The following is a 12,166-nucleotide window of genomic DNA, read 5'->3' as shown; positions in this document are numbered from 1 at the left end:
GGCGCCGCAAAGCGCCCGCCCGCTCGATGCTTCTAGTCTATTGGACGGCAGCGACTTCAGCCGCGGCGCCATCGACAAAGCTCTTGTCGACCCATTTGCCATAGTCGATCGAGCCCTTCAGCAGCCCGGCGCTGGCCATGAATTTCTCCTCGCCTTGCAAGGCGGCGATCGCGCCGTCCGTGAGTTTCGGATCCTGATGGAACACCCCGTCGGCATAGGTCTTGCGGACGGATTTTTCGGACGACTTGGTGGCCTCGACAAAGGTCTTGATCGTCTGGTCCGGATGGGCATCGGCCCAACGCGAAATCTCGATATCGACCTTCAGCAGCCGCTTGACCAGATCGGGATATTTCGCCGCGAAGGCGCCGTTGACCGAGATGACGTTGGGCACGTTCCATTCCGGATGAGTGCTGGTGTCGAACAGGACGCGCGCCTCGCCGGTGTCGACCAGCTTGGCCGCCGTCGAATCGGTCTCGACAATGGCGTCGATATCGCCGCGCAGCAACGCCGGGCCGGATGCCTCGAACGGCAGGTTCAGACCTTCGACGTCATTGGTGGTCAGGCCGACGCTGTTCAGCGCCTTGCTGAAGTTCGAATGCCGCACCGTGCCGGTGAGATAGGCGACCTTCTTGCCCCTGAGATCCTGCAGCGTCTTCAGCGGCGAGCCGGTCTTGACGACGATGTAGGAACCGCCGGCCTTCACATAGCTCGACAGGCCGATCAGCTTGACGTCGGCGCCGGACGCAGCAACCCGCAGCGCCGGATTGTTGCCGGTATAGGTGAATTCGATCGCACCGGTGGCCAGCGCGGTCGTCGCCTCCGAACCGCCATTGAAAGTCACCAGTTCGACCTTGATGCCGTCCTTGGCGAACTCCTTCTCCCACCAGCCGTCCTTCTGGGCGATGATGAATTTGAGATGCCCCGGCGCCGTGCTGCCGATGCGGATAATTTCAGGCTTGTCCTGCGCGAAGGCAGGCATGCCGCCAAGGCCGATGACGACGGCAATAGCGCCCTTCAGCAGCAGCCGGCGAAGTGCGTCGAATGGAATGTTGGGCATGGGAAAAATCCTTCCTGGTTGGAATGAATGGACCGCTTAAATGAGCGAGGTCTCGGACTGGCCTTTCCAGGCTGTTGCCCAGCGCTCGAACCAGACGAGCAGGTAGTTGACGGTCAGGCCGATGACGGTCAGCGTCAGGATGCCGGCGTACATGTCGGCCGTTTCCATCATCAGCTGCGAGTTCTGGATGAGGAAACCGAGGCCGGATTTGGCCGCCAGCATCTCGGCGCCGATGACCGCGAACAGCGAGGATTTCACCGCCAGCCGGGCGCCGGCGACGATCGAGGGAATGCTGGCCGGCAGGATGACTTTGCGGAACAGATCGAAGTCGGACGTACCCATCGAGCGCGCCGCCTTGATCAGCAGCGGATCCACCGACTTGACGCCACTGATCGTGTTGACGAGGAGAAAGAAAACCGAGGAGTAGAAGGTGATCGCCACCTTCGATTCCTCACCGATGCCGAGCAACAGGATGAACACCGGCAGCAGTGCGAATTGCGAGGTGTTTCGCAGCGTCTGCACCAGGAGGTCGGAAACCTTCTCGAACAGCGAATAGCGCCCCATCAACAGACCGAGGGGGATGGCCACCGCCACGCCGAGTGCGAAGCCGATCGCGGCGCGCTGCAGGCTGATGCCGATATGCTCGATCAGCACGCCCGAGGCGAGCAGCGCCCACCAGGCGACCAGCACCTCGCTCAGCGGCGGAAAGAAGATGCGGTTCAGCCAGCCGAGTCGGGGCGCGATCTCCCACAGCAGGAAGAACAGGCCGAGCAGCGGCATGCCATAGAGGAACGTGCCGTGGCTTGCTTTCTTGCTCCGGATCTTGGCGCTGGCCTTGATGGCCGGGACCCTGGCGGCGGCTACCGTTTCGCCAGCGCCGGCAAACAGGTGGAGCGCTCCCGCGGAGCCAAACTTCTCGGTCAGATAGGCCATTGGTCCAGCTCCTCAGCGACTGAAGGCTGGCGACAGGGTCCAGTCCTTCTGCGCCTTGTTGACCTCGTCGCGCAGCACGTCCCAGACGCGGGCGCGATATAGATTGAATTCGGCGCTGGCGCGGATGTCGCCGTCGCGCGGTCGTGGCAGGTCGATGTCGATGATCTCTTTCACCGCGCCCGGCCGTGCCGTCATCACCACGACGCGGTCGGCGAGGAAGATCGCCTCGTCGATCGAGTGGGTGACAAAAATCACCGTGGTGTTGATCTTGCCCCAGATCCGCAGCAGCTCGCCTTGCAGAAGCTCGCGCGTCTGCTGGTCGAGCGCCGCGAACGGCTCGTCCATCAGCAGCACTTCCGGGTTGCTGGCCAGCGCACGCGCGATCGCCACACGCTGCTGCATGCCGCCGGACAGCTGGTTGGGAAAACGGTCCTCGAAACCGGCAAGGCCAAACAGCGCCAACAGATGGCGGGCTGTGGCGGTACGCTCGGCCTTGGCCACGCCGCGCACTTCCAGCGCATATTCGATGTTGGCGAGCGCCGTGCGCCAGGGAAACAGCGCATATTGCTGGAAGACATAGCCGGTCTTTGGATCGGGCCTGGTGATGCGCCTGCCGTCGAGCTGGACGTTGCCGTCGGTCGCCTGCGTCAGCCCGCCAATGATATCGAGCAGAACCGACTTGCCCGAGCCGCTCGGGCCGACCAGCGTGATGAACTCGCCCTTGCGGATGGAAAGATCGACGCCATCGAGCACGGTGACGCGGTCGGTCGCCTCGCCATCCACGGTGACGAACTGCCCCGGCTTGAGCTGGAAGGTCTTGCTGATGTCGCTGACGACGATCCGGTCCATGTTCGGGCGATCCATATCTGTCTCCGATCGGTTCACTGCGCCACGCGGATGCGGTGCGTCGGGTCGAATTCCGAGCCGCCCGCCTTGCCGCGCTTCCAGCCAAGCGCGCGGGCATAGGAGCCGAACAGCTGTCGGGCGTCGGCCTGAGCTTCCGTGATGCCGGTCGGCCCTTCGGCGAACTCGGCCACATAAAGCGCGTCGGTCGGGCAATAGATCTCGCAGAGAAAGCAGGTCTGGCAGTCCTCCTGGCGAGCGATCACCGGCACGCCATTGTCGGTCGCGTCGAAGACGTTGGCCGGGCACACCTTGACGCAGATGTCGCACTCGACGCAGCGCGTGGCCGAGACGATCTCGATCATGACGCCAGCTCCGCCAGCCGCTCAGGCGCGCCTGCGATGCGGAACGCATCCACACCGGTGATGACCAGCCGGTGCGCGAAGGCCGGGCTCTTGCCCGGCAAATCGGTGCGGCGATGCATACCGCGGCTTTCCGTGCGATGCAGCGCTGCGGCCACGGACCAGCGCCCGGCGGCGGCGATCGAAGCTGCCTCGCGCGTGCGGACCCGGTCCAGCCCCTCGCCTTGCAGATGATTGCGCACGTCGCGCCAGACACTCTCCAGCCGCTCGCCGCTTTTCTCCAGGCCCTCGCCAGTGCGGAAGAAATTCTTGTCGAGCGGCGTGACTTCGCTACGCACCGCCTCGATGACTTCGCCCGCCGAGATGTCGGCAAGCGGCGATCCAACCGGACGCAAGCCGGCCTGGCCGAGCGATTGCACCGCACTGCGGAACGCCTTGCCGGTCCGACGCTTTGCATAGGTCGAAGCGCCCTTGCCCGCCCACCAGCCGCTGGCCAGCGCCCAGGACGAATTGACGGCGCCGCCGCCTGACACGGCGCCGGTCATGATCTCGCGGCTGGCGGCGTCGCCGGCGACGTAGAGGCCGGGCACTCCGGTGGCGCAATCGTCGGAGACGATGTCGATGCCGCCGGTGCCGCGCACCGTGCCTTCGGCGCGCAGGGTGATGCGGAACAGTTCGCTGAACGGGTCGATGCCGGCGCGGTCATAGGGCACGAAGCAATTCGGCTGGCCCTGCCGCAGCCAGCCCTGCAGCGCCGGTTCGGCCTGATCGAGCCGTGCATAGACCGGGCCGTCGATCAGCGCGCGCGCCACTTCCTCCTCGCGGTCGCCGATGCCGTTGCGCAACGGCTCGCCGGTCGGCCCGAGGATCGGCGAACCATCCTCGCGATGGAACGAGGCCCAGCGGAACGGCAGCCCCTTGTTCAGCGAGGAGCCATAGGGCGCCAGCGTGTACTTGCCGGTGAACTCCATGCCCGACAGGCTGGCGCCGGCCTCCGCCGCCATCAGATAGCCGTCGCCGGTCAGCCCGGTGGCGCCGAGGATGCGCTCGCGGAAAGCGCAGCCGCCGGTCGCCAGCACCACCGCTTTGGCATCGACGCGCCAGTCCTGTCCGATCTGCCTGGCGACACCGGCGGCGCCGACGATGGCATCGCCGTCGGACAGAAGTTCGAGCGCCGGGTGATGGTCGAGCACGGTGACGCCGGCCAACAGCACCCGGCGGCGCATGAAGCGCATGTAGTCCGGCCCGCGCAGATTGGCGATGTAGAGCCGGCCGTCATCCTCGCTCGGAAATGGATAGCCCCATTCGGACAGCCTGAGCAAATTGCGGTAGGCGGTATCGACGCAGCGCAGCATCCAGCGCGGGTCGGCGAGTTCGCCGGTGCGCTGCCAACGCCGCTCAACGACGGCATGCCTGTTGTCGCCCGGCGGCACGCACCAGGTGCCGGTGTTGGAGGGCGCGGTGGCGCCGCTGGTGCCGAGATAACCTTTGTCGGCCAGCACCACCTTGGCGCCGCTCTCGGCCGCAGCGACAGCCGCCCAGGCCGCTGACGGGCCGCCGCCCAGAATCAGCACGTCGGCCTGGAGGTGCAGCCTGTCAGAAACGGATTTTTGCGGCTTGGGCATGGATACCTGGCGAATGCGTCGAGGACGGCGCTAGGCCGCGCGGGCCGCGCTGGAAGACCAGACCGGCTCGTTGCCGGCGCTCTACTTGATGTTGCAGCCGATCGACGGCACCTGGCTGGCAGCGGGCCTGCCGCCCTCCAGCACCGTGTCGACCGCTGCCCGCAGATCGGCACCGGTCACCGGCTTGCCATTACCCGGCCGCGCATCGTCGAACTGGCCGTGATAGGCGAGCCGCCGGTCAGTGCCGAACAGGAAGAAATCGGGTGTGCAGGCGGCGCCGTAGGCCTTCGCCGTCTGCTGCGACGCATCCTTGAGATAGGGGAAAGAATAGCCGAATTTTTCGGCCTCTTCGCCGATGCGGGCCAGCGTCTCCTCCGGATGCGCCTCATGGTCATTGGCGTTGATCGCCACCACTTGCAGCCCCTTGCCGGCATAATCCCTGGCGAAAGCGGCAAGCTGCTCACGGATCAGCACGACGAACGGGCAGCGGTTGGAGATGAAGGCGACGAGCAACGCCGGCTTGGCGTCGAAATCGGCGAGGCGGTGCAGCACGCCTTGCGCGTCGGGCAGCAGGAAATCGGCCGCCCTGGTGCCGAGGTCGATCGGATTGGACTCTGTCTTCGGCATTGATGCGCGCTCCCTTTGTGCAGCCGGTTTTCACAGGCCAAGGTGCGAGCGCCTCGAACGTTCGCAGTTAGTCTATGAATTTAGTATAATTATAGGCTGGAGAGCACATTCACGGTCAACCGCGCGGCTTAGAATATCGTGTCAATGTTTCAGGCCGAGCCGCCAAGTTTGTTCGGGCGGAAGCCGATCCGGAGAAATCCGGACGGACAGGATTTATCAAGCGCAACGGGTTCGACGACGAATTGGTACTGCCCAGCCGAAACGCCTTGCGATTTTCGCGACGTCATTCCCCTTCCGGATAGAGCGCCTTCGCCAGGTCGCGGATCGCATCTGATGTGCGCGGGCCGAAGCCGATCATGTAGGCGCCGTCCAGCACGACCAGCGCCTTGTTGGCCGCCGCCGGCGTTGCCGCCAGCGCGCGGTTGCCGAACACCTGCTCGGGCGTCGGGCCACCCTTGCCGTCGCTCATCATCAGGATGACATCAGGCGCCATCTCGATCAGCTTTTCCTCTGATGCCGCCTTGTAGCCCTGCACGACATCCATCGGGTTGCGGCCGCCGGCGTAGCGGATGATGGCGTCGGCCGAGGTGCCGGCACCGGCTGCGCTCAGCTTCACAAGGCCATGGAAGAACACCACCTTCTTGCGCCGCTCCGGCGGAATATTTGCTGCCAGGTCGGCTGCCGTCTGAAAGGCGGTGAGCACCTCGGTGGAAACCACCTTGCCCTTGTCCTCGAGCCCAAGGCTGGCGGCGATCAGTGTGATCTTGCGCTCGATGCCTTGCGGGGTGTTGTCCTGCGGGACGAAGACGATCGGGATCGCCAGCGACTTCAGCACCTCGACCGCCTCCGGCGGCCCGCTGTCCTCGGCCGCCAGGATCAGATCGGGACGCAAGCTGGCCAGCCCCTCGACCGAAAGCTGGCGGCGGTAGCCGACATTGGGCTTCCCGGTTACGGATGGCGGATATTTGCTGCCGCGATCGACGGCGATGATCCGCTCGCCGGCGCCGAGCGCGTGCACGATCTCGGTGACGTCGGAGCCGAGCGTCACGATTCGGGTCGCCGCGCCCGGCACGACGCTTCGCCCCAGCGCATCGACAACCGTCTCGGCGGCCAGCGCCTTGAAGCCGCAGGAAGGCGCCAGCACCGACAGCGCCAGAAGCAGCACCGCCGCGATCCTGCCCGGTTGCAACCAGCCGATCCTCTTGCCATCGCCCACACTTCCGACCATGCCGCTGCTCCCGTGCCAAATGCTTCTCGATGACGGTCGGCTATAAATTTAAAGTTGACTTATGTCATCATGTTTTAATATGTGACCCCTGCCCCGACCCGCCTGGTCGAGGGATTCTCGATCATGCCAGCCAAGGCCCTTCAGCCACCGCCAGCAGTTTTGCTTTTGCTTGGGGGCTGCATGACTATGACAACGACAACAAACACGACCTTGATGGCGAGCACCGCGCTCGCCTTCGTGCTCGGCCTCTGCGCCGTGCCTTTTGCCAACGCGCAGGAACAGGACCAGGAGAAAAAGGCCGCCGCCAAGGCCGGCCGCCTGGCGCCGGCCAATCCCGCGCAGAACCAGCCGGCGACCATGCTCGACGTGATCACCATCTCGGCGACGATGATCAAGACGGCGGTGATCGAATCGATGGCCGCCATCAGCGCCATCGATCAGGACGAACTCGACCGCATCCAGCCCGACACCGCCGCCGACATCTTTCGCACCACGCCGGGCGTCGCCGCATCGATGAATGGCGACGACCCGGCGACCGCCATCAACATTCGCGGCCTGGAGCAGTATGGCCGCGTCGTCGTAACGCTCGACGGCGCCCGGCAGGATTACTGGCGCGTCGGCCACGGCTCTGGCTCGTTCTACGTCGAACCCGACCTGATCAAGGAAGCCACGGTCATTCGTGGCCCGGTGTCTAATGCCTATGGTTCAGGCGGCATCGGCGGCGTTGTTTCCTTCGAGACCAAGGACGCCGGCGACTTCCTCAAGAAGGACGAGCGCTGGGCGCTGAGCGAGAAGCTCGGCTACGAGGACAATGGCGACGGCTTCACCACCAGCACCACCGGCGCCTACCGTTTCAGCGACGATGCCGACATCATCGGCAACCTCATCTATCGCGACCGCGACAGCTACACCGACGGCAATGGCGACACCGTGCCGTGGACCGGCGAGCGGGTGACCAGCGGCTATCTGAAGACGACTCTGCGGCCGGCCGATGGCCACGAGCTGAAGCTCGGCGCCATCCTGCAGCGCTACAACGACCAGATCACCGGATCCAGCGGCTCGACCTCGCCAACGCTGAGCCGCTACGACACCAACACCACCAACCAGACCTACACCGTCGCCTACACCTGGAAGCCCGACGACAACGATCTGATCGACTTCAGCGCCAATGCCTACCACAACCGCACCCGCGCCGAGCAGACACAGGTCTGGCCCACCTCGGCGATCGGCAATTTCCGTTTTTATGATGTCGCCACCTCGGGCTTCAACGCGAAGAACTCCTCGCGCTTCGACGCTTGGGGGCTGGCCCACACGCTGACCTACGGGCTCGACTATTACTATCTCGAGGCCTCCTCGGAAGAGGCGCATTTCGGCGCCGGCGAGCAGCAGGGCTATGGCGGCTTCCTGCAATGGCAGGGCGACTACGAGGAGTGGCTGCAGGTGATCGCGGCCATGCGCTATGACGGCTATCAGCTCGACGGCGAGACCCGCACGGTGCCGCCGCAGGAAGCCTCGATCTCCGGCGACCGCTGGTCGCCGCGTCTCACCGTCGGCGTCACGCCATTCGACGGTTTTCAACTCTACGGCACCTATTCCGAAGGTTACCGGGCGCCGGGCCTGCAGGATGTCTTCCGTGGCGGCGGTGCACATGGCGGCGGCGACAGCTACCGGCCCAACCTGCTACTGCAGCCGGAAACGGCGAAGAGCTGGGAAGCCGGCATCAACGTGAAATACGACGACGTACTGACGGCGGGTGACCGGCTGCGCGCCAAGCTCAACGTCTTCCACACCGACGTCGACGACTATATCGATGTCGACCTGCGCCCCGGCGTGACGCGCACGGCGATCAACATCGGCGACGCGCGCCTCAAGGGCGTCGAGGCCGAAATGGTCTATGACTATGGCTGGGGCTTCGTGAACCTCTCCGGCGCGCTGATCGACGCCAAGGCCGTCAGCGGCATCTATTCCGGCCAGGCGCTGAACAACACACCGCTCGACCGCTTCTCGGCCACGATCGGCTTCCGCATGCTGGAAGACCAGCTCACGGTCGGCGCGCAATATCTCAGCGTCGGCAAGATCACCCGCACCAGCCGCACCAATCCCAACGCCGTGCCGATTGTCGACGACGCCTTCGACCTGGTCAACGTCTTCGCCAACTGGCGCGTCAATGACAACCTCAAGCTCGATTTCGGCGTCGATAACGTCTTCAACACCGCCTACACCGACCCGCAAAGCGCATGGTCGACCTCGGCGGCAACCGAACAGGGCAAGGGCCGCACCTTCAAGGTGGCGCTCACCGGCAGGATCGGAAGCTGACAATGAGCGAAGCATCGGTGCGTGACCTGGCCTGTGAGGCACAGCTCAACCTGCGACATCTGCCCGACTACATGGACAGCATCAGCGACAGGCTGCGGAGCTTCGAGGCCGATGCCTCGCATCATGGACAGCGCATCGATTTCCGCTTCGCCTTCGGCGACGCCTCCATCGACATGGAGCGGCTGGTGATGCGTGCCAAAGCCGCCGATCGCGACGGGCTGGCCCGCATCAAGGATCTGCTCGCCACGGCGGTGCAAGTCTATGCCAGGGACGAAAACCCCGAAATCGTCTGGACCGGCGATCTCTCAGGCGAAACCAGCCTCGCCCAGTTCCGCGAGATGGTGGTGACGGATGTTCGCGACCTCACTCCGCATATGCGCCGCATTCGCCTGGCCGGCGAGAATCTCTCGCGTTTCGCCAAATTCGGCGGCATGCATATCCGCATGCTGTTTCCGACCAGGGAGGTGCCCGATCCGCTGTGGCCAGTGCTGGGCGGCAATGGCTTGCCGGTCTGGCCCGCCGATGACCGGCGCCCGGTGGCGCGCGTCTACACCATCCGCGCGCTCGACGTGGAAAAGGGCATCATCGATGTCGACTTCCTCGTCCATCCCGGCGAGAGCGTCGGCTCCGCCTGGGCCATGCAGGCCGCGCCCGGCATGAAGGTTGGCATCATGGGGCCGGTCGGCCGTCCGGTACGACAGGCGCAGTGGTATCTCATGGGCGCCGATGAAACCGGCCTGCCGGCGCTGGCGCGGCTGCTGGAGACGCTGCCGGCCGAGACAAAGGGCGTCGCCTTTGTCGAGATCGCCAATGATGGCGAAAGGCAAGCGATCAACAATGCCACCCGCATCGAGTTGCATTGGCTGACAACGAACGGCGTGCCGGCGGGCGAGGACAGACGGCTGGCCGAGGCTGTCCGCTCGGTAGCGTGGCCGCAGGACGGTTCGGTCTTCGGCTGGTTTGCGGCGGAAGCCGCTGCCGCCAAGATCGTGCGCGAATACTGGCGCGACACGCTGGGACTTGGTCGCGATCAGACGCTGGCGGCTGCCTATTGGCGGCGTGGCTCTGCCGGATTGATGGCTGGTTGAGGTCTGAAGCGCGGTTGATGGCAGCGTGAAGTGAGAGGCGTCGGCGGTGCCCCTCATCTGCCTGCCGGCATCTTCTCCCCGTAAACGGGGCGAAGGACACTGTCGCCGATGATTTCGCCAATCACCAACGTCACAAAAAACAGCGCCGGCGTTGCAACAAGCCCCTTCGCCCCGTTTACGGGGAGAAGATGGCGGCAGCCAGATGAGGGGCGGCGCTGAGTTCGGTTAGCAAGCGCTCGTCCCTAGACTTTGCGAATGACCGCCTCGCCATCCTCGCCAACACCAATCATGATCTTGTCGCCGGAAGCTATGCCGGCAATGTCGCACACCACCAGCGGCATGCGGATGTCATAAAGAAATTCGGCAACGATGGCGCCCACCGCCAGGATCGGGTCCGGCCGCTCCAGAAGAATCCCGGCTGGCGCGGTTCCCCTGCGGATCGCCTCGGCCAGGACCGAGGATGAAGACGATGAGCCGCGCCCGCTCGGCATGACAAAAATCCTGCCGGCGACATTCTGGCCGAGACCGGGATGCGAATGGTCTGTTATCTCGCCGGTCTCGGCATCGATGCCGCCCCAGAAGCTGAGCGGTTGCGAAAACACCAGCGCCTGGCCCTCAGCCTCACCGGTCAGTTGAAAGGTGCCGGTTCGTTCCACCAGTCGCGTCATGAGACGCTCCGAACGACATGCCCGACCGCGGCGGAGCGGATGCAGTCCTCCATCTCGGCGAAGGCGACGGACACGCCGATATTGCCGGGCGCATAATGCGCCCATTTGCCGGAATTGGTCATCACCACGCCGTCGAGGCGTTCCAGAATCGATGTGACATAGGTGCAGGTGTCGGCGACCGGAATCAGGCCGAACGCCGCCATGCCATCAAGCGCGCCCTCCTCCTGCAGTCGCGTCAGGGTCGCACGGCCCGTGTTGACATAGATCGGGATGCCCCTGCCGGGTGCTTCCTCGCGCAGCAACGGCAACAGCCGCATCCATTCCGCATGCGAAAAATGCGGAGTGCCGAGCGACACGGCCGCCAGCGGCGAGCCGTCCGGCACACTCGATAGCCTGGCCAGCGCATGGTCGATATCGGCGCGGGTGATGCGGATCGTCTCGTCAGGCGCATGACCCTGGAACGCCTCATCGAGCGTCATCGCTTCCGGCGTGATGCCGACCGCATGGAACAGCGCCACAGCACCCGTCGTTGCAGCCGCCGCACCCAGCGCCTTCAGCTGGTCCTCGTCACGCGGCCGCGGCAGACCGGCAATCACCGGAACGCGGTCGCCACTCGCTTGCCCTATGATTAGCCCGACGCCGACGAAAAGGCTGTCACTCAGCTCGCCGTCTGGAACATCCAGTTCGAACAGGATCCGGCCGCGCCGGTTCTCGCTCAGATGCAGGCCCCAGGCCGGCGCGCGGCCGGTCATGGCGCAGCACAGATCGATGAAATCGCCATAGCGGTTGGTGCGCGCGCCGATCACCGAATTGGCAAAGACGATGGCGTTGGACTCACCCCAGGCGATCTGCTGGCCAAAGCTTGGCCGAAAGCGCGTCTGGTAGGGCGCGCAGGTGAAGGTCGCCTGGCAGCCGAGTTCCAGATGCGCCTTCATCAGCCGCCGCGCCGGCACCTCTTCCGCTAGGGGCATCTTGACCATGCCGGGATGGATGAGATCGAACGAACCGACATTCAGCGTCGTCGGCACCTGAACGCGGCCACCGCCTTCGACCAGCCGCTCGACGAAATCGAGACCGGCCTTGCCGTGGTAGAGACAGCCATCGATATGGGCGCCGGCAATGTCGAGCAGGCAGCCCGCCCCGACCGCATTGGAAAACGCGACCAGGATCTTCATCGCGGCGGCGGCGGACGGGCCCTGCTCGCCATCGAGCATGGCTCGGTCCTGTGCGGTCAGTTCCAGCGTCATCGCAGCTCCGGGCTCGTTGTCGGAAAGGACGGAGGGACAGCGCCCCCCTCTGCCCTGCCGGGCATCTCCCCCTCAAGGGGGGAGATTAGCTGTCATTGCCGCTTTCGCAAATTTCCAGTGTTGAAGAAAGAGTGGCGGCGTTGAGGCTGCCGATCTCCCCCCTTGAGGGGGA

The 12,166-nt window shown here is 64.8% G+C and carries 11 protein-coding genes; 2 read left to right on the top strand and 9 right to left on the bottom strand.

The window, feature by feature from the left end:
- Positions 1-37: 37 nt before the first annotated feature.
- The 7 genes from NP945_RS16115 to NP945_RS16085 form a co-directional block, all read right to left on the bottom strand.
- Complete coding sequence (locus NP945_RS16115) at positions 38-1,057, bottom strand: aliphatic sulfonate ABC transporter substrate-binding protein (RefSeq protein ID WP_256746907.1); 1,020 nt, start codon at positions 1,055-1,057, stop codon at positions 38-40.
- Positions 1,058-1,093: 36 nt separating this feature from the next.
- A complete protein-coding gene (locus NP945_RS16110) occupies positions 1,094-1,990 on the bottom strand; it encodes an ABC transporter permease (protein WP_256746906.1) in 897 nt (298 codons plus the stop codon).
- Positions 1,991-2,002: 12 nt separating this feature from the next.
- Positions 2,003-2,839, bottom strand: a complete 837-nt coding sequence (locus NP945_RS16105) for an ABC transporter ATP-binding protein (protein ID WP_256747048.1) — start codon at positions 2,837-2,839, stop codon at positions 2,003-2,005.
- Between the two features lie 32 nt (positions 2,840-2,871).
- Complete coding sequence (locus NP945_RS16100; protein WP_127255510.1) at positions 2,872-3,198, bottom strand: ferredoxin family protein; 327 nt, start codon at positions 3,196-3,198, stop codon at positions 2,872-2,874.
- Positions 3,195-4,820 (bottom strand): FAD-binding protein, encoded by a 1,626-nt coding sequence (locus tag NP945_RS16095; protein ID WP_256746905.1) that lies wholly within the window; start codon positions 4,818-4,820, stop codon positions 3,195-3,197. Before NP945_RS16095 ends, NP945_RS16100 begins: the two co-directional genes overlap by 4 nt.
- A gap of 81 nt (positions 4,821-4,901) precedes the next feature.
- On the bottom strand, positions 4,902-5,447 hold the full coding sequence (locus tag NP945_RS16090) for a thioredoxin family protein (protein ID WP_256746904.1): 546 nt from the start codon (positions 5,445-5,447) through the stop codon (positions 4,902-4,904).
- A gap of 283 nt (positions 5,448-5,730) precedes the next feature.
- Positions 5,731-6,675, bottom strand: a complete 945-nt coding sequence (locus NP945_RS16085; protein WP_127268612.1) for a hemin ABC transporter substrate-binding protein — start codon at positions 6,673-6,675, stop codon at positions 5,731-5,733.
- A 186-nt stretch (positions 6,676-6,861) separates the two neighbouring features.
- On the opposite strand from NP945_RS16085, the gene NP945_RS16080 reads away from it, so the two are divergent.
- Both NP945_RS16080 and NP945_RS16075 read left to right on the top strand, forming a co-directional pair.
- A complete protein-coding gene (locus NP945_RS16080) occupies positions 6,862-8,991 on the top strand; it encodes a TonB-dependent hemoglobin/transferrin/lactoferrin family receptor (protein ID WP_256746903.1) in 2,130 nt (709 codons plus the stop codon).
- Between the two features lie 2 nt (positions 8,992-8,993).
- Complete coding sequence (locus NP945_RS16075; RefSeq protein ID WP_256746902.1) at positions 8,994-10,079, top strand: siderophore-interacting protein; 1,086 nt, start codon at positions 8,994-8,996, stop codon at positions 10,077-10,079.
- A 242-nt stretch (positions 10,080-10,321) separates the two neighbouring features.
- Here NP945_RS16075 and NP945_RS16070 read toward each other — a convergent pair whose 3' ends face one another.
- Positions 10,322-10,747, bottom strand: a complete 426-nt coding sequence (locus NP945_RS16070; RefSeq protein WP_256746901.1) for an aconitase X swivel domain-containing protein — start codon at positions 10,745-10,747, stop codon at positions 10,322-10,324.
- Entirely contained in the window at positions 10,744-11,994 is a 1,251-nt protein-coding gene (locus NP945_RS16065; RefSeq protein ID WP_256746900.1) for an aconitase X, read from the bottom strand. The genes NP945_RS16070 and NP945_RS16065 overlap by 4 nt, the downstream gene beginning before the upstream one ends.
- Positions 11,995-12,166: the final 172 nt, after the last annotated feature.

The organism is Mesorhizobium sp. LMG17149 (assembly GCF_024518695.1).
Classification (GTDB): Bacteria; Pseudomonadota; Alphaproteobacteria; order Rhizobiales; family Rhizobiaceae; genus Mesorhizobium.
The sequence above is the reverse complement of the archived record's forward strand: the minus strand, read 5'-3'. Positions and strand labels throughout refer to the sequence as shown.